The following is a 20,236-nucleotide window of genomic DNA, read 5'->3' as shown; positions in this document are numbered from 1 at the left end:
GCGCGCCTTGAGATCGCCGAATGGCCGGACACACACGGCCGGGGCGGTTTCGGGCACGAGACGCGGCACGGGGATACTGGGACAGCGGGTGAGTAGATGCAGGCGACGATCAGGACTGACGTGAGCTTCACCGGCGTGGGCCTCCATACGGGGCGCCTCGTGCGGATGACAATACGGCCGCGCGCCGCGAACATGGGCCTGTGGTTCCGCCGCATAGACCTGCCCGGTGCGCCTTTCATCCCCGCCCGCTACGACCGTGTCCCCGAAAGCCGCCTGTGCACGCGCCTCGACGGCGACAGCGGCGCTTCGGTCTCGACGGTCGAGCACGTGATGGCCGCGCTTGCGGGCTGCGGCATCCATAACGCCCTCGTCGAACTCGACGGGCCCGAGGTCCCGATCCTCGACGGCTCCGCCGCGCCTTTCGTGCGCGGTATCCTCGATGCCGGCATCCAGCGTCAGGACGCTCCGATCCACGCCATCGCCGTCCTGCGCGAAATCACCGTGACCGAGGGCGAGGCATCGGCCAGCCTGTCGCCCGCCGAAGGGCTGGAGATGGATTTCGCAATCGACTTCGCCGACGCCGCGATCGGCCGACAGCGCCGGGTCGCGAACCTCGCCAATGGCCGCTTCGTCCGCGAATACTGCGACAGCCGCACCTTCTGCCGGCAGGCCGACGTCGACGCGATGCGCGCGGCGGGCCTCGCGCTTGGCGGGACCTACGACAACGCCGTCGTCGTCGATGGCGCCGACGTCCTCAGCCCCGGCGGCTTCCGCCACGCCGACGAGGCCGTGCGCCACAAGATGCTCGATGCGCTTGGCGATCTCGCCCTCGCCGGTGCGCCGCTTCTGGCGCGCTATAGCGGCGTGCGGGCGGGTCACATGTTGACCAACCGGCTCCTGCGGCGGCTTTTCGCCACGCCGGGCGCGGTGCGGTTCGTCGAATGCAACGCGCAGCAGGCCGCGGGCCTGCCCGGCGTCGGGGTCAACGCCGGCGATCTCGCCCACGTCGCGTGATCGCGGGCGGCAGCCCAGGCGCGTCCCGGCCCGCCCATGGCGGCCTGCCCGCACATGAGGCGTTTTGCACCAAAAAACTTTGTGCTAGGACCGCTCCGACCGGGTGCCGCGAGGTGAGCGCACCCATGGGTCGCGACGCGAGACGAGCGGGGATGGATCACATGCAGCGTGCAGCATCGGCAGGCAGGACATGGGCGCGCTGGACGGGCGCGGTGGCTCTTGCGGGCCTTCTGGCGGGCTGCGGCGGCGGTGATGGCGGCGGAATGTTCGGCGGCGGCGGCGGCGGGCTGTTCGCGGCGCGCGACAGGCAGGCCCCGCTCGAGGAGCTTGACGCCGAGACCATCTACCGGCAGGCCGAATTCGAGCTCGAGCGAGACCGTCCGGACCGCGCGGCCGAGCTTTTCGGCGAGGTCGAGCGCCTTCACCCCTATTCCGACTGGGCGCGGCGCGCCCTGATCATGGCGGCCTTCGCCTATCATCAGGACCGCGATTACGAGAACAGCCGAAGCGCCGCGCAGCGCTACCTCGACTTCTACCCCGCCGAGGAGGACGCGGCCTACGCCCAGTATCTCATCGCGCTCAGCTACTATGACCAGATGGACCAGATCGGCAACGACCAGTCCATCGCCATCGACGCGCTTCAGGCGCTTCGCACGGTGATCGAGCGCTATCCCGACAGCGACTACACGCAGGACGCGGTTCTGCGCTTCGACGTGGCCTTCGACCAGCTCGCCGCAAGCGAGATGGAAGTCGGGCGCTACTACCTCCGCCGGCAGCACTACACCGCGGCCATCAACCGGTTCCGCATCGTGGTCGAGGAATTCCAGACCACCAGCCACACGCCCGAGGCGCTCCTGCGGCTGGTCGAGGCCTATCTCGCGCTTGGCCTGACGGACGAGGCGCAGACAGCCGGCGCGATCCTCGGCTACAACTTCCGCGGCTCGCCGTTCTACGACGACGCCTTCCGCCAGCTCACCGGCCGCGGCCTTTCCGCCGAAGCGGCGGGCGAGGGCTGGCTGCGCGAGGTCTGGGACCAGACGGTCCGCGGCGACTGGCTCTGACCCGGATCACGGCCGGGGCGGGCGGCCCTTGCATCGCCGCCCGGCCGGTCTAAAGGTGCGTCCATGCTCCGGCATCTCGACATCCGCGACCTTCTCATCATCGACCGGCTGGAACTCGGCTTCTCGCCGGGCCTGAACGTGCTGACGGGCGAAACCGGCGCGGGCAAGTCCATCCTGCTCGATGCGCTCGGCTTCGTGCTGGGCTGGCGTGGGCGCGCCGACCTCGTGCGGAGCGGGGCCGCGCAGGGCGAGGTGGTGGCGGTCTTCGAGGTGGCCTCCGACCACCCGGTGCAGTCCGTGCTGGAGGAGGCCGGGCTGCCGCGCGGCGACGAGCTGATCCTGCGGCGGGTGAACACCGCGGAGGGCCGCAAGACGGCCTGGGTCAACGACCGCCGCGCGTCGGGCGACGTCCTGCGCGCGCTGTCCGAGGTTCTCGTGGAGCTGCACGGCCAGCAGGACGACCGCGGGCTGCTCGACCCCAGGAACCACCGCGCGATGCTGGACGAGTTCGGCGGGCTGGGCGCGCTCCGGGCCGAGGTCGCCGAGGCATGGCGCGCGCGGTCCGAGACGCGCCGGGCGCTCGCCGAAGCCGAGGCGCGCCTGGAGGAGATGCGCCGCGAGGAGGAATTCCTGCGCCACGCCGCCGCCGAGATCGGCGCGCTGGCGCCGCGGCCGGGCGAGGAGGCCGAGCTGGACGCGCGGCGCCGCCTGATGCAGGCCGCCGAGAAGATGCGCGCCGACGTGGTGCGGGCCGCAGCCGCGCTTTCGGGCGAGGGCGCAGAGGGGCAGATCGGCGATGCGCGCCGCTGGCTCGACGGCGCGGCCGACCGGGCGGAGGGCGGCCTCGACGCGGCGCTCGCTGCGCTTGATCGCGCGCTGGTGGAACTGGGCGAGGCGCAATCGGAGGTGGAGCGTTTCGCCGAGGCGCTCGTCTTCAACCCCTCTGAGCTGGAAGAGGCGGAGGAGAGGCTCTTCGCGTTGCGCGCGCTGGCGCGCAAGCACGCGATCGTGCCCGACGACCTCGCCGCGTTCGGCGCGGACCTCGACGCGCGGCTCTCGGTGCTCGACCACGGGGCCGAGGAGATCGGCGATCTGCGTCATGCCCATGACAGCGCCGTGCGTGCCTGGACGGCGGCGGCCGAGCGCCTGACCGCGGCCCGCGCCGAGGCCGCCATTCGTCTCGACGCGGCGATGTCCGAGGAGCTTGCGCCGCTGAAGCTGGAGCGTGCGGTCTTCTCGACCCAGATCGCGCCTGCCGATCCGGGGCCGGCGGGGGCCGATGCCGTGACGTTCACGGTGGCGACCAACCCCGGCGCGCCGTCGGGCCCGCTCAACCGGATCGCGTCGGGGGGCGAGCTGTCGCGCTTCCTGCTGGCGCTGAAGGTCTGCCTGACGCGCGACGACAGCGGCCTGACGATGATCTTCGACGAGATCGACCGCGGCGTGGGCGGCGCGACGGCCGATGCCGTCGGACGGCGCCTGGCCGCGCTCGCCGACGGGGGGCAGGTCCTGGTGGTCACGCACTCGCCGCAGGTCGCGGCGCTGGGGGCGCATCACTGGCGCGTGGCCAAGGCCGTGAGGGAGGGCATGACCCTCAGCCGGGTGGAGCCGCTGGATCCCGACGCGCGGATCGACGAGGTCGCGCGGATGCTGTCGGGGGACAGGATCACCGACGAGGCGCGCGCCGCCGCGCGGGCGCTTTTGCAAGGGGCCGCCTGAGGGGCTGGGAGTGGGAAGGCGCGGCCTCGGGTCCCGAAACCGGGAGACGTGACCGGGAGCCGTTCGCCCGCGCCTGCCGGGGGCCAGCCCCCGACGCCGCCACCGCCGGGGCGGCGCCGGCGTCTCCCCCGGAGTTTTTCGCAAGGATGAAGATCGCGCCGACATCGCCGGCCGGATCCCGCCCCCCGCGCGCGGGGGTTGCCAGCCCTGCGCGGGTGCACTAGGCCGGGATGCGGTCCGGCGCCATCGGGGGAGGCCGGCGCGCACGGCGCGATCGCGCCCGGAGGGAAGGCGAAGCCAAGTGGCCGAGAAGCGCCGAGGCGTCTTGCAGGACCAGATCGACGGGATCGTCGCGGCCTGGGTCGGCGGCTGGCAGGTCCTGCGCGAAAAGGGCCCGAGCCAGGTGACGTTCTGGTTCATCGCACTGAGCATCGGCATCGCGGCTGGCTTTGCCGCCCTGTTCTTCCGCAAGGGCATCGATGCGCTGCAGCACGCGCTCTACGGCGTCGACGACGTGCGGATGATGCACAGCTTCGCCGAGGGGCTGCCGTGGTACCTGATCTTGCTGATCCCGGTGGGCGGCGGGCTGATCGTGGGGCTGATCCTGCACTGGTTCACCCCCGACGCGCGCGTGCGCTCGGTGGCCGACGTGATCGAGGGCGCGGCGCTCGACAACGGGCGGGTCGAGACGCGGGCGGGGCTCGCCTCGGCGCTGGCCTCCATGATCACGCTGGGGTCTGGCGGCTCGTCTGGCCGCGAGGGTCCGGTGGTGCACCTCGCCGCCCTGATCTCCAGCCGCGTTTCTGACTGGATCCGGGCCGACGGCGTCACCGGGCGCGACCTGCTGGGCTGCGCCGTGGCGGCGGCCGTCTCGGCCAGCTTCAACGCGCCGATCGCGGGCGCGCTCTTCGCGCTGGAGGTGGTGCTCCGGCATTTCGCGGTCCATGCCTTCGCCCCGATCGTCATCGCTTCGGCGGCGGGCACGGTGATCAACCGCCTGGAATTCGGCGGCGTGACCGAGTTCAGCCTGATCGAGGAGGGCACGCTGCAGTTCTACGTCGAGCTGCCCGCATTCGTGATCCTCGGGCTTCTGTCGGGGCTGATCGCCGTCCTGTTCATGCGCGCCACGTTCTGGGCGGACGACATGGGCACGCTGATCCAGCGCGCGACGGGCATCCCGCGCTGGCTGAGACCGGCGGCGGCGGGGCTGATGCTGGGCGCGATCGCGGTGTGGTTTCCGCACATCATCGGCGTGGGCTACGAGACGACGAGCGCCGCGCTGACCGGCCAGCTCCTGCTGCACGAGGCGATCGTGTTCACGATCGTGAAGGCGGCGGCGGCGTCGATCACCATCGCCGGGCGCATGGGCGGCGGTGTGTTTTCGCCCTCGCTCATGATCGGGGCGCTTGCGGGGCTGGCCTTCGGGCTGATCGCCACGGCCCTGATGCCGGACGTGTCGGGGTCGCAGTCGCTTTATGCGCTGGCGGGTATGGGCGCGGTGGCGGCGGCGGTCCTGGGCGCGCCGATCTCGACGACGCTGATCGTGTTCGAGCTGACCGGCGACTGGCAGACCGGGCTTGCGGTGATGGTGGCGGTGTCGATCTCGACCGCCCTCGCCTCGCGGCTGGTGCACCGGTCCTTCTTCCTGACGCAGCTCGAGCGGCGCAACATCCACCTCGCCGCCGGTCCGCAGGCCTACCTGCTCGCGATGTTCCGCGTGGGCCGCGTTATGCGCCCCATGGACCATGAGAACGCAGCGCCCGAGGACAAGCTTCTGACGCTGGTCGAGCAGGGCGTCTACACCGAGACCAACGCCACGCTGGAACGCGCCCTGCCGATCTTCGAGCGCACCGGCCTCGACTTCGTGCCGGTGGTTCAGCTTGCGCCCGGGGACGGCCCCCCGGCGCTGGAGGGTGCGTTGTTCCACGTCGACGCGCTGAAAGCCTACAACAAGGCGCTCGCGGCCACGGCGGCCGAGGAGCATTCCTGAGCGGGCGAGGGCGAAAACCCGTGCGTCGCGACGGGTTGTCAGGCCGCCTCGCTCCTGACTAGGCTTCGCACATGCGCGCGATCGTCATGCTCATGGCACTTGTCCCGTTCCTGCCGCCTGCGGCCGCGGCCGATACCGGACGGCTCGCCGAGATGCTGCGGATGATCCCCGATGCTGCCGTGCCGCCGGACGCGCCGCTTCTCGGCATCGCCTATGGCAACGGCGACGCGGTGCGCGGCGTGGCGCGCAACGGCAACCCGGCATGGCCCGCCGACGACTGGGCGCATGAACACGCGGCGATGCGCGCCGCGCCCCCCGCGCAGGCGCAGGCGCTCGCCGCCGGCGGCGGAGAGGCCCTCGCGCTCGGCTACCGGGACTGGGTCCATGCGCTCGAGGTTTCGGCCCCGCCGGTGCGGATGGGGGTGCACGAGCTGTTTCCCGACTCCGAGATGCGGCTGCGAGGCGCGCTGTTCGGGCGCGGCCTGGAGGTCTCGGCGCGGGACGGCCGGACCCTGTTCTGGGAGGGCGATGCCGACCACGAGGCGCAACCGGGCCGCTCCGACCCCACAATGCCCTTCGGCGGGGCCGAGGGCCTCGCGCTGCGGGTCTCGGTCGAAGGCGACCGGGCGCTCTGGGCCACCGGCTGGCCGCAGATCGAGGCGATGCAAGGGGGCGGGGGCCCGACGCTGGCGGACCGTCCCGAGGTGGCGCAGGCGCTGGCGGGGCTGGAGGCGGCCGTGCGCCGCTACGGGCGGCTCGTCTCCCTGCGCCTGAGGCTCGATCCGGCCGGCGCGGGCCTCGGGGGGTGGCCGGACCCGGCGCCCACGGGCGTGTTCTTCGCCGATGTCGTCGACCGCCGCGCGGAGGTGGCGCTTGTGGGCCTGACGTTCCGGCCCGGCACGGATGCCCGGGCCATCGCCGAGCGGATCGGGCAGCGCTGGGGCGGCAGCATGTTGGCGCGCTGGTCGCGGGAGCCCGCGATCCTCGACCTGCCGGGGCCGCGGCCCGGGTTCGTGCTGGCCGTCGAGGGCGGGTGGGGCGAGGACGAGGCGGCGTCGAACGAGGCGCTCGCGGCGCTTGTGCGGGCGCGCGACAACGGCACGCTGGCCGCGCTGATCGCGCCCTGAGCCGGGGGCCCGGAAAGGCGCCCCGGCGCGGCCTTGGTCAGAGTTGCTCGACCGTGACCTTGTCGCCGTAGAACGCGAGGTAGCCCTTGATCTCGGATACGCCCTCGAGCGGGTCCTCGTAGGACCATGCGGCGTCGGGGATGTCGCCCGAGGCCGTCGAGACCGTGTAGTAGGTCGCCACCCCCTTGTGCGGGCAGCGCGTGCTGGACTCCGATTTCTCGAGGAAGGCCATGCCGATGTCGTCGCGCGGAAAATAGATGACGGGCGGCGAGGTGCCTTCGGTGAGCTCCAGCGCGTTCGAGGACTCCCCCACGATGGCGCCGCCGGCCCGCACGACCCATTTCCCGGACGCGTTCCTGATCTTGATATGGTCTGCCATCTTCCCTCCCTTCCGGCCCGCATGTCCGGGCCCTTCCGTGTTTTTCCTGCACCCGTCTGGCGGGGTTCCGTGACGAAGCCGTGTCACCGTCACGCACGTTCTCGCCCGCCTGGACGCGCGCGCCCGTGGACCCGCGCCCTCGTTCAGTCGCCTCCGAGCGGTCTCGTGGCCTCTCTCAGCCATGCCGCGGTCGCCGCGTCGAGCCGTGGCGCGATGCGTTCGGCCACGCCCGCGTGGTAGGCGTCGAGCCATGCGCGTTCTTCGGCGCAGAGCAATCCCGCCCGGATCAGGCGCCGGTCGATGGGCGCCCATGTCAGGGTCTCGAAGGCCAGCATCCGCCTTGCCGCGTCGCCGCCCGGAAGGGGCGGGGCCTCGGTCACCACGACGAGGTTCTCGATGCGGATGCCGAACGCGCCTTCCCGGTAATAGCCCGGCTCGTTCGAAAGGACCATGCCCGGTTCGAGCGGCACCGTCGAGACCCGCGAAAGCCGCTGCGGCCCCTCGTGCACGCCCAGATAGACGCCGACGCCGTGCCCGGTCCCATGATCGAAGTCGCGCCCCGCGGCCCAGAGCGGTGCGCGCGCCAGCGCGTCGAGATGCGCGCCAGCGACCCCCTTGGGGAACCGCGCGCGATGGATCGCGATCATGCCGCGCAGGACCTGGGTGAAGGCCGTCCGCTCTTCCTCGCCGACGTCGCCCACGGGCAGGGTGCGGGTGATGTCGGTCGTGCCGTCCTCGTACTGGGCGCCCGAATCGATCAGGAAGAGCTGTCCCGGCACAACCGGCGCGTTGGTGCCCTCGGTGACGCGGTAGTGGACGATCGCGCCATGCGGGCCCGCGCCCGCGATTGTGTCGAAGCTGATGTCCTTGAGCGCGCCCGTCTCGGCGCGGAACCCTTCCAGCGCCCGCACGACGTCGATCTCGGTCAGGCCGCCGCCGGGCGCTGTTTCGTCGAACCAGCGCAGGAATCGCGCGAAGGCTGCGCCGTCGCGCAGATGCGCCTCGGTGGTGGCGGCGATCTCGGCGGGGTGCTTGCGGGCCTTGCGCAGAAGGCAGGGATCGCTGCCGGCCACGACCTCGGCCGTGCCCTTGGACAGGGCGTCCACGGCCGCCTGAGGGGCCGAATTGCGGTCGACGCGCACCAGGCCCGTCGCCGCCGCGAGCCGCGCGGCCAAGTCCTCCTCGGGATGCGCCGTGACGCCTTCGGGAAGGCCGATCCCCGCGAGCTTCGAGGGCGCCACGAACAGGTCGAGCCGCCCGGAGCGATGCACGAGGCCCATCGCGTGAAGAAGCGGGGTGTGGCCGACATCGCCGCCGCGCAGGTTCAGAAGCCAGCAGATGCTGTCGGGCTGGGTGACGAGGGCCGCGTCCTCGCCCGCATCGGCCAGATCTCCCGCGACGGCCGCCAGTTTCGCCTCGGCGCTCAGGCCCGCGTAGGCCTCGGGCCAGGACCGCGCCGGCGCCTCGGGCGGGCCGGGACGGTCGGTCCAGATGCGGTCCACGAGATTGGCCTCGGGCCGCAGCGCGATCTGCCGGCGCCCGAGCGCACCGTTGAGCCGCTCGATCTCGGCCGCGGTATGCAGCCACGGGTCGTAGGCCACCACGCCGCCGCCGGGCAGCATGTCGGCGAGCCAGGTCTCCAGCTTCGTCTCCGGCCAGTCGACGGGCGTGAACGTGTCCATGTCCGACTGCGCCCGGACCTGCACCCGGTAGCGCCCGTCGACGAAGATCGCCGCGCTCTCGGCCAGGACCACGGCAAAGCCCGCCGATCCGGTGAACCCCGTCAGCCACGCGAGGCGCTCGTCGCGGGGGGCTACGTATTCGCCCTGGAAACGGTCCGCCCGCGGCACGAGAAAGGCGTCCACGCCTGCGCGGACCATCTCCGCGCGCAGCGCGGCCACCCTCGGCGGGCCGTCCTCGGGACGGGTCCGGGCTTTGAAACTCTGGAACATCTGCGGTGATCCCCTGGTCGCTCGCCGGGGAGACTGCCGTGGCCCCGCCGGATTGTCCACCGACGCCGCGCGCGCATCCTGCGACGCCTGTGCCGATACCTCTCGCGGGCCGTGGTGCCGTGGCTGACGGCTGGTCGAGCAACGGCGATGTCGCCCGGATGGAACGGCGTGGCCGGGCGGATCGGGACGTCGCAGATATCCACGCAAGCGGCTGTCCCTTGGCCGCCCCGGCCCTCGTCGCGGCGGCCCGGACCTCGCGCGGCCACCGGCCCCAGGGGCTCGGCCCGCCGTCGCCGGCTGTCCCCGCATGGGCGGTCATGGCCGGGCCGCGCGAAGCGGACATGGGGCGCTCCCGCCCCGCTTCATCCTTGCCTTGAAACTCCCGCCGGAGGCATCCACCGGGCGCCGTGCGCGGGTACGCCGGACGGTCTCGCGCCGGTCGCCGAACCCCCCCGGCGCCCCTCAGCCCGCCTTCTTCATCCCCATCACGCGCGCCCGCGCCCTGGGGTCGCTGTCGAACAGCGAGGCGAGCTGCTCGGTGATGGCGCCGGCAAGCTGTTCGGCATCCGTGATCGTGACCGCGCGCTGGTAGTAGCGCGTCACGTCGTGGCCGATGCCGATCGCCAGAAGCTCCACCGCCCGGCGCTTCTCGACCATGGCGATCACGTCGCGCAGGTGCTTCTCCAGATAGTTCGCCGGGTTCACCGACAGCGTGGAATCGTCCACCGGGGCCCCGTCCGAGATCACCATCAGGATCTTGCGCGCCTCGGGCCGGTAGAGCATCCGCCGATGCGCCCATTCCAGCGCCTCGCCGTCGATGTTCTCCTTCAGAAGGCCCTCCTTCATCATCAGGCCGAGGTTGTCGCGCACGCGCCGCCAGGGCGCGTCGGCGGGCTTGTAGATGATATGGCGCAGGTCGTTCAGGCGTCCCGGCTGCTGCGGGCGGCCCGCGGCCAGCCATTCCTCGCGCGCGCGCCCGCCCTTCCAGGCCCGCGTGGTGAAGCCGAGGATCTCGACCTTCACGCCGCAGCGCTCCAGCGTCCGCGCCAGCACGTCGGCGCAGATCGCCGCGATCGAGATCGGGCGGCCCCGCATGGAGCCCGAATTGTCCAGCAGCAGCGTCACGACGGTGTCGCGGAACTCCATGTCCTTCTCGACCTTGAAACTCAGCGGCGTCGTGGGGTTGGCAACCACCCGCGCGAGCCGTCCGGCGTCGAGGATCCCCTCCTCGAGGTCGAATTCCCAGCTGCGGTTCTGCTGCGCCTGAAGGCGGCGCTGAAGCTTGTTGGCGAGCCGGCTGACCGCGCCCTTGAGCGGTTCGAGCTGCTGGTCGAGATAGGCGCGCAAGCGTTCCAGCTCCTGCGGCTCGGCAAGGTCCTGCGCCTCGATTTCCTCGTCGTGCTCGGTCGTGTAGACGGTGTAACCCGGATCGGCCTCGGAATGCGGCGCGGGCGGCGGCGGCTCGATGGGCGCCTCGCCCTCGGGCAGCTCCTGCTCGTCGGCGTCCTCCATGTCGGCGCTGTCGTCCATCTCGACCTGCGCCTGCGAGGCGTCCTGCTGCTCTTCCTGGGTGCGCTCGGGGCTGGCCTCGGCGTCCTCTTCCTGGCTGTCGTCCTCGCCGGTGGAGTCGGGCTGCTCCTGTTCCTCCTGAGCGCCCTCGTCCTCGCCCTCGTCGTCCATCTCGTCGGGGTCGTCGCCCAGCTGGTCGCCGTAGCCCAGATCGTCGATCATCCGGCGCGCGAAGCGGGCGAAGGCGGCCTGGTCCGTCAGGACGTCGCCGAGGTCCTCCAGCGTGCCGCCGCAGCGGTCCTCTATGTAGCCACGCCAAAGCTCCATCACGTTGGCGGCCTCGGGCGGCAGCTTGCGGCCGGTGGCGAGGTGCCGGATCAGGTAGTTCGCGGCGACGGGCAGGGGCGCGTCGGCGGCCTCGCGGATCTCGCCGTAGCCCTTGCGCCGCGCGTCGTGCCCGATCCGCGCGTCGATGTTGCCTGCCGTGCCCGGCATTTCGCGGGCGCCCACCGCCTCGCAGCGGGCGGTCTCCATCGCCTCCATCAGGTCGCGCGCCATGGGGCCCGAGGGGGCGTAGCGCGCCGCCGTTCCCGCATCGTGGTAGCGGTGCCGCAGCGCCAGCGCGTCGGCGGTGCCGCGCGCCAGAAGCACCTCCTCGCGCGTCATGCGGCGGCTGATCTGGGGCAGGCGCACGGAATCACCGGACAGGCCGGGCGGATCGACCGAATAGCTGACGGCGAGGTCCGGATCGTCGGCGAGAACGCGCGTCGCGTCGGCGAGGGCCTTCTTGAACGGTTCGGCGGGGTTGTCGTTGGGCGTTTTGCTCATGTGCGGAATGTGGCGCGCGGCGGGGCCGAGGGCAAGGTGGGACGGCGCGCAAGGGCGCTGCAATCGCGACATGCGCCGGACCGCGCGGCGCGACGCCGCATCAGTGAGGCGGCGTCATCGGGCGGCGGGAAGGGGCCGTCGTTAAGCTCGCCGCGATGTCTCCCGGTGGACCCGCGCACCGGTCTCAGCCGATGAACCAGTCGACATCCGCGTTGCCGCCGCACAAAAGGACCGCGAGCCGCTCGTCCTTCTGCGGCACGTAGGCCCGCGACGTCAGCGCCGCGAGCGCCACCGCCGCGCCCGGCTCGCCCACGAGGCGCGTCGCCTCCCAGAGCTTCCGTGCGGCTTCGTAGACCGCCTCGTCCGGCAGAACGAGCGCGGTCTTCACGCGGTCGCGGATCACGTCCCAAGATTGCACGCCGAGGCGCGGGCCGCCCAGCGAGCCCGCCGCGATGCCCGTCGCCTCGATCGCCACGTCCGGGCCCTCGCGGAGCGAACGGGCGAGCGTGTCGGTCCCTTCGGTCTCGACCGAGACGACGTTGACCCGGTCCCCGAACCACGCCGCGATGCCGCCGATCAGCCCGCCGCCCCCGGTGGCCACGAGGATGGTGTCGATGCCGCCCATCTGCTCCTCGAACTCGCGCGCCACGGTGCCCTGGCCCGCCAGCGTCCATTCCGTGTCGTAGGGATGCACCGACAGCGCGCCGCTGTCCTCGGCGGCCTGCGCATATTGCGACATGCAGTCGGCCACGGTGCCCTCGGTCAGGATCACCTCGCCGCCGAACTGCCGCATCCGGCGCAGCTTTTCCTCCTTGGCGATGGATTTCGGCACGAAGATGCGCGACCGGTGCCCCAGCGACGTCGCCGCGTGGGCCACGGCCGCGCCGTGGTTGCCGCCCGAGGCCGCCACGACGCCCGCCTCCGGCACCTCGCGCGAGAGCATGTTGTTGAACGCGCCGCGCACCTTGAACGAGCCCGTGATCTGCGTGTGCTCGAGCTTGAAGGTCACGGGGCATGGGAGGCCGAAGGCTTCGGCCTCCACTTCGAGGATCGGCGTGACGCGGACGCGGCCCGCGATGCGGGCGGCGGCGGCGTCGATGTCGTGGGGCGTGGGTGTCAGCATGGCGGGACCTTGGCCGCGGGCGCGACCGGCGTCAACACGCCCGGCGCGTCACCCCCGCCCGCCGCACCAGTCCGGGCGCGATCCCGAGGGGAACGGCACAGCGAGGTCTTCGGCGACCATGGTCCGGGCCACGTCGCGTCCGTCGATGTCCATGCGCACGATGTGGCGTCCGTAGCGGTCCATGCCGTCGAAGCGCGGCTCGACGCTGCTTGCGGCATCCAGAAGGGCGCTCAGCCGCTCGGTCGCCTCGCGCCCCAGCCGGGCCTCGCGTGGGCAGGCTGGGCTGAAGACCTCGGGAGCGTCGTAGCCCGCGAGGCGCGCGCGGATCTCGCCCAGCCCGACGCAGATCATCTCGACGGTGTCGCCGTCGATCACGTAGGTCACGTCGCATTCGGGGATCGCGGCGCCATGGCCCTGGACGTTGTTCTGCGGCCCGACGGCATAGCAGGACGCCACCAGCAGGGCGAGCAACAGGGCAAGGACCGGTGCGAGTCTGAGAAACGGCATGGCCGCACGTTCACCGTCCGGAATGGCAGCGTCGAGAGATTTTTTTGTCTTTTGTTAGGCTTAGCGGCGATGCTGGCCGCGCGTCACCCGACGCTCATCGACGCGGCGCTTTCCGGCAGTTCCTCGTCGAAGCAGCGCTGGTAGAACTCGGCGACGGTCTGGCGCTCCAGCTCGTCGCACTTGTTGAGGAACGACACGCGGAAGGCATAGCCGATGTCGCGGAAGATCTCGGCGTTCTGCGCCCAGTTGATCACGGTCCGCGGGCTCATCACGGTCGAAAGCTCGCCGTTCATGAAGGCGGTCCGCGTCAGGTCCGCCACCGTCACCATCTGGCTTATCTGCCGGCGCCCCTTCTCGGTGTTGTAATGGGGGTTCTTGGCCAGCACGATGGCCGTCTCCGCGTCGTGGCTGAGGTAGTTCAGCGTCGCCACGAGGCTCCAGCGGTCCATCTGCGCCTGGTTGATCTGCTGCACGCCATGATAGAGGCCGGTCGTGTCGCCGAGGCCCACGGTGTTGGCCGTGGCGAAGAGGCGGAAATACCTGTTCGGGGTGATGATCTCGTTCTGGTCGAGAAGCGTCAGCTTCCCGTCATGCTCCAGCACGCGCTGGATCACGAACATCACGTCGGCGCGGCCGGCGTCGTATTCGTCGAAGACGATGGCGACGGGATTGCGCAGGGCCCAGGGCAGGATGCCCTCGTGGAATTCCGTCACCTGCTTGCCGTCGCGCAGCTTGATCGCGTCCTTGCCGATCAGGTCGATCCGCGAGATGTGGCTGTCGAGGTTCACGCGCACGCAGGGCCAGTTGAGCCGGGCCGCGACCTGTTCGATATGCGTCGACTTGCCGGTGCCGTGGTAGCCCTGGATCATCACGCGGCGATTGTGCGCGAAGCCCGCAAGGATGGCGAGCGTGGTGTCGGGGTCGAACTTGTAGGTCGAATCGACCTCGGGAACGCGGTCGGTGCGATCGGCGAAGGCCTTGACCTTCATGTCCGTGTCGATCCCGAAGACCTCGCGGACCGAAAGCTCCTCGGTCGGTTTCGCGTCCATGTTCAAGCTGCCATCGGCCATGTGGTCCTCGGGTTGTCTGGAGAGGTGTCGGACTAGGTGGGGATGCAACATATCGCCCGGAGCCGCAAGGGGAAGGGCGGGCTGGCAACTGTGCGCGGACCGTGGTCTTCTGCCGGCGGGAATCGCGATTGCGATCCGTTGCAGGGGCTTGGCGTGCAGGGAAAGGACGACATCGAGGCGCTGATCGCGCGGGTCTCCCTGCGCGACAGGGATGCGTTTTCCGCCCTCTATGATGCAACTTCCGCGAAACTCCTGGGCATCTGTCTTCGTGTGTTGAACGACAGGGGTGCCGCTGAAGATGCATTGCAGGATGTCTACGTGAAGATCTGGAACCGCGCCGATCGCTACAAGGTCACGGGTCACAGCCCGATGACGTGGCTGATCACGGTGGCGCGAAACACCGCGATCGACCGGCTGCGCGCCGCCCCGCGCGAGACGGACGCGCTCGACGATGTGGCGCCCGTGGCCGCGCCCGGCCTCGACGGCGAAGCGACCGCCATCGCGGCGAGCGAGGCGCGGCGCATCCAGAGCTGCCTCGCCGAACTGGAGGCCGATCGCGCGGCGGCGGTGCGCGCGGTCTATCTCGAGGGGCGCAGCTACGCGGAAATGGCGGAACGGAATTCCGTGCCGCTCAACACGATGAAGACCTGGCTGCGGCGCAGCCTGATCAGCCTGAGGGAGTGCCTGTCGCGATGATCGACGGCCCCGACATGACGCCCGAGACGCCCGACAGCGACGTCCTTGCCGCGGAATACGCGCTGGGGCTTCTGACGGGCGAGGCGCTGCGCGATTTCGAGGCGCGGCTCGCGCGCGAGCCCGCGCTGGTCGCGGCCGTGCGCGGCTGGGAGGCGCGGTTCGCCAGCCTCGCCGACGAGGAGACCGCGGAGGTCGCGCCCTCCGCACGCGTCAAGGCGGGGATCGAGGCGGAGTTGTTCGGCACCCGCGACGCGCGCGCGGACGGCACGCCGTTCTGGGACCGGCTGGCGTTCTGGCGGGGATTGTCGCTGGCCGCGACCGGCGTGGCGGCCGTTGCCGTGTTCCTGATGGTGCAGCAACCCGCCGCACCGCCGCCCGCACCGCCCGCCGGCATCCCGCCCGGCACCATATTGATGAGCCACCTCGTCCCCGTCGAAGGCTCGGGCCTCGGGCTTGCGGTCACCCGCGAGCCGGGCGGCGCGCTCAGGGTGCTGCGCGTCGCGGGTGGCCCGGTGCCGGGCCGCGCGCAAGAGGTCTGGCTGGTGCAGGACGCGGCCACGCCGCCGATCTCGCTGGGCCTTCTGTCCGACGAGCCGCTGACAACGTTCGTCCCGTCTCCGGAGGTCGCGGCCCTGTTCGAGGCCGGCGCGACGGTCGCGATCTCCGAGGAGCCGGAAGGCGGCTCGCCCACGGGTGCGCCCACGGGGCCGATCCTGGCCGCCGGGCAGCTTGTCGCGCTCTGATTTCGAGCGGCATTTCAGGAACTTGCAAGAAATTCGCGAAAAAATACGCCAAGTCTGAAACCTCGGTGCGCGTCCTTCCGTGGCTTCGTGCATCGCCGCCCCGAACGGGTGGCGGACATGAAGCGAACCAACCCGGAGGAAATCTCATGTTCCGCAAGACATTCACCACCACCGCCGTCGCAGCCCTTGTCGCGGGCGCGGCCATCGCGCAATCCGTCCCGATGGTGGGCGGCGCGCCGATGTATCCCAACATGAACATCGTCGAGAACGCCGTGAACTCGGCCGACCACACCACGCTCGTCGCCGCGGTCCAGACCGCGGGCCTCGTCGAGACGCTCGCGAGCGAAGGCCCCTTCACGGTGTTCGCGCCGACCAACGACGCCTTTGCCGCGCTGCCCGAAGGGTCGGTCGAGGCGCTTCTGCGGCCCGCCAACCGTGACCGCCTCACCGAGATCCTGACCTGCCACGTCGTCGCGGCGCAGGCCTTCTCGGACGCGATCGCGGGCATGATCGCCGATGACGGCGGCGCGCATCCGATCGAGACCGTCGGCGGCTGCACGTTCACCGCGACCATGCGCAACGGCATGATCATGATCGAGGACGAGCAGGGCCGCACGGCCACCGTGACGCAGGCCGACGTGGCCCAGTCGAACGGCGTCATCCACGTGATCGACACCGTCCTGCTGCCCGACGCCTGATCGCAAAGACCCGGTTTCGGCCGTTCCTGCCCTCGTTACCCCGGGGCGCTCGGGACGGTCGGACGGGGCCGGGCGGGACGCGCCGTCATTCAGGCGCGTCGGGCCGATCTCCTCCGGGCGGCGGCGCATGGTCCGAAGTTTCCGCGGGCCACCCCTGTTCCCAATGCGCCGTCGCGCCCGTCCGGACCCACCATCAACGAAGCAGAACGCGCGAAGGCCGGGCAGCTAGCCCGGCCTTCGCGTCGTTCGGGGGCCCTCGGGGCCGGTCAGTTCCAGCAGCTCACCCGCACCGCGATGTCGGCGCCGAGGCGCGCGATCTGGTCGCGATTCAGCGCGGCCTGGCTGCCCGCCGCCGCCGGCAACGCGACGCCCGCCGCCGCCAGCGCCTCGCGCAGCGCGCCCGCACCGAGGGCCAGCGTGACCTCGTCGGGCAGCGCGCGGCCGCCGGCGTCGCCCGGAAGCACCATGCCAAGCACCGATCCCGTCATGTCGAGGACGGGGCTCCCGGCCTCGCTGTCGGCGGTCGTCACGTCGAGACGCTGCATCCAGTCCTCGCCGTTGACGCCTTCCAGCGCCGCGAGCGTGCCAAAGGCGGTCGAGGCATAGGACAGTGCGCCGCCGAAGGGGAAGCCCGCCACCGCGACCTCACCGCGCAGGCGGCCCGGCGCCTCGGCCAGCCGCGCGAAGTCCAGCGGCGCCAGCGCCTGCTCGGGGCGCAGGACCGCAAGGCCAAGCCGGTCGTCGCGGTAGGCGACGGACGCGGGATAGGCGTTGTCGATCAGGATGCGGCCGCAGCTTCCATCCGGGCCGTCAACGGCCTCGGTCGTGGTCAGGACGGCGCCCGCGGCGTCGATGAAGAAGCCCGACCGAAGCAGCTCGGGCTGGCGCACGTCGAAGCCCGACACGAGGTCGATGTCCTCGTTGGCGTCCTCGGGCACGAAGGCAGGGTCGAGCGCGCCGCCGAGATAGCTGATCGTGTCGCGGATGCGCGGCAGGATCTGCTGCACGTCCTCGTCGCGCTCGGGGCCCCAGAGAAGGGTGAAGCCCTTGACCGCGCCACCCACGACGCGCGCCTCGGTGTGGCTGCGCAGGGTGGCGTTCCGGCCGGTCAGAAGGAAGCTGTCGCCCTGCCGCTCGCGCGCGCCCTCCAGCGGCACGATCTCGAGCGTCTGCATGATCTCGTATAGCCCGAACAGCGTCGCGCGGTCGCCCGGCTGGCTGATCAGGTAGACGTCGAGGCCGCTGTCGTTGATCTCGGTGTAGCGGGCGAAGGGGAAGTTGTAGTCCTCGAAGGACACCATGCCCAGGGGCAGCACGACCTCGATGCCGGCCTCGTCGTCGCGCACCATCGCGTAACCGAGCCTCGCCAGCTCGTCGCTGTACTCCTGCAGCAGGCGCGCGCGCTGCCGCGTGGTCAGAACGCCCGTCGGCTCGAGGCCGCGCGCGACCTGCCAGTCGGTCATGGAGCCGCGGGTGCCGGGACCGAAGGCGCCGTCGATGGCCCCGTCGTAGAAGCCGAAATACCGCAGCGCGATCTGAAGCTCGTCGCGTTCCTCGCGCGTCAGCTGCGCCTCGCTCTGGCGGGCCTCGTTCACGGTCTCGTCCTGCAGCGCGACGGGTTCGGGCGCGGAGGTGGCCTGAAGTTCGGCCACCGCGTCCGGCGCGACGGCGTCGGGGGACGCCTCCTCGATTGTCTCGACCGTGATCTCGGCCTCTTCGACCGCGTCCTCGGCCGCCGCGACGGCCTCGGCGACCGCGGGGGCGGGAAGGCCGCCGTCCAGCCGGTCCTCGCCGATCGGGAAGAACTGCGAGGTGAAGGCCGCGCGCCCCTGCACGAAGCTGTCGGCGGGGATGCGCCCTTCGGCGCGCAGCCGCGCCAGGACGTCCTCGGCCTCGTCCGGGGCGTATGGCCCCAGCGTGATGGCGTAGAAGCCGCCCGCGTTGAAGCCGTTCACGTTGTCGAACTGCGGCGTGTAGGCGCGAAGCCGCTCCTCGGTGTTGCCGAGGCTCGCGTAGCTTTCGATCTGGATCCAGACCCTGTCCTGCGGGGCCTGCGCCCGCGCCGGCCCGACGGCCAGCGCCATGACCAGCACAAGGGTCAGCGTCAGGGCCGCGAGGCCCCGGTGAATGCTTTGAACGATCACTTCGAATATCCCGTCTTTTTCAACCACTGCTCCAAGCGCGCGCCGTTGCCGGGACCGCCTCGCCGTCGGCCGTGACGTTAGCAGAGCGCGCCACCCCTGCGCCAGACGGCTTGCCCCGGTCGGCCCCGCGTTGTGGCCCGTGTGCGACCATCGCCGCGTTGCGGCGGGCACGGCCCGCGATTGACCCTTGGAGGGACGCGTCCTAATGAGGTCGCGACCCGACCAGCCCTCGAACCCGCGGACATGCACGATATGACCGAGACCAGCGTCACCCCCACGCCCGCCGGGCGGCCCCGAAGCTTCCAGGAGATCATCCTGAGGCTGCAGGCCTATTGGGGCGCCAAGGGCTGCGCGATCATGCAGCCCTACGACATGGAGGTCGGCGCGGGCACGTTCCATCCCGCCACGACCCTGCGCTCGCTCGGCTCCAGACCGTGGGCCGCGGCCTACGTCCAGCCCTCGCGCCGCCCGACCGACGGGCGTTACGGCGAGAACCCCAACCGCCTGCAGCACTACTACCAGTTCCAGGTTCTCATCAAACCGAGCCCGCCCGACCTTCAGGACCTCTACCTCGGCAGCCTCGAGGCGATCGGCATCGACACCGGCCTGCATGACATCCGTTTCGTCGAGGACGACTGGGAGAGCCCGACGCTCGGCGCGTGGGGCCTCGGCTGGGAAGTGTGGTGCGACGGGATGGAGGTCTCGCAGTTCACCTACTTCCAGCAGGTCGGCGGCCACGACTGCCACCCCGTCTCGGGCGAGCTGACCTACGGCCTCGAGCGGCTGGCGATGTATGTGCTCGGCATCGACCACGTCATGGACATGCCCTTCAACGACCCCTCGGCCCCGATCGCACTGAGCTACGGCGACGTCTTCCGCCAGACGGAGGAGGAATATTCGCGCCACAACTTCGACGCCGCCGAGACCCAGATGCTCCTGCGTCATTTCGAGGACGCCGAGGCCGAGTGCCGCCGCATCCTCGAGCACCCGCAGGACGACCCCAAGACCGGCAAGCGCATCGTCATGGCCCATCCCGCCTACGACCAGTGCATCAAGGCGAGCCATCTGTTCAACCTGCTCGACGCGCGCGGCGTGATCTCGGTCACCGAGCGGCAGGCCTATATCGGGCGCGTCCGCGCGCTCGCCAAGCTTTGCGCGGACGCCTTCGTGGCGACGGAAGCGGGCGGCTGGACGGCCGAAGGCGCCTCCGCATGACCTCGGGCCGCTGGCTCGTCGCCGTCATCGTCGGCATCACGGCGGTCTTCGCGGGGGCGATGTGGTGGTTCCAGACGCGCGCCTACTACGAGCCCGTCGAGGTCGGCGACCTGTTCGTGATGTCCCCGGTCGGCGAGATCTATCCGCTGGAGCCGCGCGGCTTCGAGGGCGTCACCACCTGGACGTCTCCGATCAGCTATCGCGCCTGCTTCACGATCGGCGACGCGGACCGCGAGGCGACGGCGCTGGCGGCCGACTACGAGGACGCGACGCCGCTCGTCGCGCCGGGCTGGTTCGACTGCTTCGATGCCGAGGCGATCGCGGGCGACCTCGCGTCGGGCGCGGCGCGGGCGATCCTGTCGGAACGCGAGATCCATCGCGGCGTGGACCGGGTCATCGCCATCTACCCCGACGGGCGCGCCTACGCGTGGCAGCAGCTCAACGGCACGCTGGAGCAGTAG

Annotated in this window: 17 protein-coding genes; 10 read left to right on the top strand and 7 right to left on the bottom strand. The window is 71.2% G+C overall.

What is annotated here, in order from left to right; all coding sequences use genetic code 11:
* Positions 1-96 precede the first annotated feature (96 nt).
* The 5 genes from lpxC to P6F26_RS04410 all read left to right on the top strand — a co-directional run bounded on the left by lpxC (position 97) and on the right by P6F26_RS04410 (position 6,911).
* Positions 97-1,014 carry a UDP-3-O-acyl-N-acetylglucosamine deacetylase gene (gene lpxC / locus P6F26_RS04430; RefSeq protein WP_278027442.1) on the top strand — a complete coding sequence of 306 codons (918 nt, stop codon included), beginning with the start codon at positions 97-99 and terminating at the stop codon, positions 1,012-1,014.
* Between the two features lie 161 nt (positions 1,015-1,175).
* Positions 1,176-2,075 (top strand): outer membrane protein assembly factor BamD, encoded by a 900-nt coding sequence (locus tag P6F26_RS04425; protein WP_278027441.1) that lies wholly within the window; start codon positions 1,176-1,178, stop codon positions 2,073-2,075.
* 63 nt (positions 2,076-2,138) lie between these two features.
* A complete protein-coding gene (recN, locus tag P6F26_RS04420) occupies positions 2,139-3,794 on the top strand; it encodes a DNA repair protein RecN (protein WP_278027440.1) in 1,656 nt (551 codons plus the stop codon).
* A 301-nt stretch (positions 3,795-4,095) separates the two neighbouring features.
* A complete protein-coding gene (locus tag P6F26_RS04415) occupies positions 4,096-5,784 on the top strand; it encodes a chloride channel protein (protein ID WP_430736717.1) in 1,689 nt (562 codons plus the stop codon).
* 71 nt (positions 5,785-5,855) lie between these two features.
* Entirely contained in the window at positions 5,856-6,911 is a 1,056-nt protein-coding gene (locus tag P6F26_RS04410) for a hypothetical protein (protein ID WP_278027439.1), read from the top strand.
* Positions 6,912-6,948: 37 nt separating this feature from the next.
* Here P6F26_RS04410 and P6F26_RS04405 read toward each other — a convergent pair whose 3' ends face one another.
* The 6 genes from P6F26_RS04405 to cobS form a co-directional block, all read right to left on the bottom strand.
* On the bottom strand, positions 6,949-7,290 hold the full coding sequence (locus P6F26_RS04405) for a DUF427 domain-containing protein (RefSeq protein WP_278027438.1): 342 nt from the start codon (positions 7,288-7,290) through the stop codon (positions 6,949-6,951).
* Positions 7,291-7,433: 143 nt separating this feature from the next.
* Complete coding sequence (locus P6F26_RS04400) at positions 7,434-9,242, bottom strand: aminopeptidase P family protein (protein WP_278027437.1); 1,809 nt, start codon at positions 9,240-9,242, stop codon at positions 7,434-7,436.
* Positions 9,243-9,704: 462 nt separating this feature from the next.
* Entirely contained in the window at positions 9,705-11,579 is a 1,875-nt protein-coding gene (gene cobT, locus P6F26_RS04395) for a cobaltochelatase subunit CobT (protein ID WP_278027436.1), read from the bottom strand.
* A 184-nt stretch (positions 11,580-11,763) separates the two neighbouring features.
* Positions 11,764-12,702, bottom strand: coding sequence for a threonine/serine dehydratase (locus P6F26_RS04390; protein ID WP_278027435.1), 939 nt, complete (start codon positions 12,700-12,702; stop codon positions 11,764-11,766).
* A 48-nt stretch (positions 12,703-12,750) separates the two neighbouring features.
* On the bottom strand, positions 12,751-13,209 hold the full coding sequence (locus P6F26_RS04385; RefSeq protein WP_278027434.1) for a thermonuclease family protein: 459 nt from the start codon (positions 13,207-13,209) through the stop codon (positions 12,751-12,753).
* A gap of 83 nt (positions 13,210-13,292) precedes the next feature.
* Complete coding sequence (cobS, locus tag P6F26_RS04380; RefSeq protein WP_278027433.1) at positions 13,293-14,279, bottom strand: cobaltochelatase subunit CobS; 987 nt, start codon at positions 14,277-14,279, stop codon at positions 13,293-13,295.
* A gap of 153 nt (positions 14,280-14,432) precedes the next feature.
* Here cobS and P6F26_RS04375 point away from each other — a divergent pair, with 153 nt between their 5' ends.
* The 3 genes from P6F26_RS04375 to P6F26_RS04365 all read left to right on the top strand — a co-directional run bounded on the left by P6F26_RS04375 (position 14,433) and on the right by P6F26_RS04365 (position 16,416).
* On the top strand, positions 14,433-14,975 hold the full coding sequence (locus tag P6F26_RS04375) for a sigma-70 family RNA polymerase sigma factor (RefSeq protein ID WP_278027432.1): 543 nt from the start codon (positions 14,433-14,435) through the stop codon (positions 14,973-14,975).
* Positions 14,972-15,718 carry an anti-sigma factor gene (locus tag P6F26_RS04370; RefSeq protein WP_278027431.1) on the top strand — a complete coding sequence of 249 codons (747 nt, stop codon included), beginning with the start codon at positions 14,972-14,974 and terminating at the stop codon, positions 15,716-15,718. Before P6F26_RS04375 ends, P6F26_RS04370 begins: the two co-directional genes overlap by 4 nt.
* Positions 15,719-15,864: 146 nt before the next feature.
* Complete coding sequence (locus P6F26_RS04365) at positions 15,865-16,416, top strand: fasciclin domain-containing protein (protein WP_278027430.1); 552 nt, start codon at positions 15,865-15,867, stop codon at positions 16,414-16,416.
* Between the two features lie 266 nt (positions 16,417-16,682).
* Here P6F26_RS04365 and P6F26_RS04360 read toward each other — a convergent pair whose 3' ends face one another.
* Positions 16,683-18,560 carry a trypsin-like peptidase domain-containing protein gene (locus P6F26_RS04360; RefSeq protein ID WP_278027429.1) on the bottom strand — a complete coding sequence of 626 codons (1,878 nt, stop codon included), beginning with the start codon at positions 18,558-18,560 and terminating at the stop codon, positions 16,683-16,685.
* A 243-nt stretch (positions 18,561-18,803) separates the two neighbouring features.
* On the opposite strand from P6F26_RS04360, the gene P6F26_RS04355 reads away from it, so the two are divergent.
* Both P6F26_RS04355 and P6F26_RS04350 read left to right on the top strand, forming a co-directional pair.
* Entirely contained in the window at positions 18,804-19,775 is a 972-nt protein-coding gene (locus P6F26_RS04355) for a glycine--tRNA ligase subunit alpha (protein WP_430736716.1), read from the top strand.
* A complete protein-coding gene (locus P6F26_RS04350) occupies positions 19,772-20,236 on the top strand; it encodes a DUF6446 family protein (RefSeq protein WP_278027427.1) in 465 nt (154 codons plus the stop codon). Before P6F26_RS04355 ends, P6F26_RS04350 begins: the two co-directional genes overlap by 4 nt.

It is taken from the genome of Roseicyclus salinarum (genome assembly GCF_029624655.1).
Taxonomy (GTDB): Bacteria; Pseudomonadota; Alphaproteobacteria; order Rhodobacterales; family Rhodobacteraceae; genus Roseibacterium; species Roseibacterium salinarum.
Note: the sequence above shows the minus strand (reverse complement) of the source record. Positions and strands in the feature narration are given on the sequence as shown.

Coding starts and splice junctions, on each gene's coding strand:
- P6F26_RS04370 (WP_278027431.1), top strand. CDS start 14,972: ATGATCGACGGCCCCGACATGACGCCCGAGACGCCCGACAGCGACGTC.
- P6F26_RS04350 (WP_278027427.1), top strand. CDS start 19,772: ATGACCTCGGGCCGCTGGCTCGTCGCCGTCATCGTCGGCATCACGGCG.
- P6F26_RS04365 (WP_278027430.1), top strand. CDS start 15,865: ATGTTCCGCAAGACATTCACCACCACCGCCGTCGCAGCCCTTGTCGCG.
- P6F26_RS04355 (WP_430736716.1), top strand. CDS start 18,804: ATGCACGATATGACCGAGACCAGCGTCACCCCCACGCCCGCCGGGCGG.
- cobT (WP_278027436.1), bottom strand. CDS start 11,579: ATGAGCAAAACGCCCAACGACAACCCCGCCGAACCGTTCAAGAAGGCC.
- lpxC (WP_278027442.1), top strand. CDS start 97: ATGCAGGCGACGATCAGGACTGACGTGAGCTTCACCGGCGTGGGCCTC.
- recN (WP_278027440.1), top strand. CDS start 2,139: ATGCTCCGGCATCTCGACATCCGCGACCTTCTCATCATCGACCGGCTG.
- P6F26_RS04425 (WP_278027441.1), top strand. CDS start 1,176: ATGCAGCGTGCAGCATCGGCAGGCAGGACATGGGCGCGCTGGACGGGC.
- P6F26_RS04400 (WP_278027437.1), bottom strand. CDS start 9,242: ATGTTCCAGAGTTTCAAAGCCCGGACCCGTCCCGAGGACGGCCCGCCG.
- P6F26_RS04390 (WP_278027435.1), bottom strand. CDS start 12,702: ATGCTGACACCCACGCCCCACGACATCGACGCCGCCGCCGCCCGCATC.
- P6F26_RS04385 (WP_278027434.1), bottom strand. CDS start 13,209: ATGCCGTTTCTCAGACTCGCACCGGTCCTTGCCCTGTTGCTCGCCCTG.
- P6F26_RS04410 (WP_278027439.1), top strand. CDS start 5,856: ATGCGCGCGATCGTCATGCTCATGGCACTTGTCCCGTTCCTGCCGCCT.
- P6F26_RS04405 (WP_278027438.1), bottom strand. CDS start 7,290: ATGGCAGACCATATCAAGATCAGGAACGCGTCCGGGAAATGGGTCGTG.
- cobS (WP_278027433.1), bottom strand. CDS start 14,279: ATGGCCGATGGCAGCTTGAACATGGACGCGAAACCGACCGAGGAGCTT.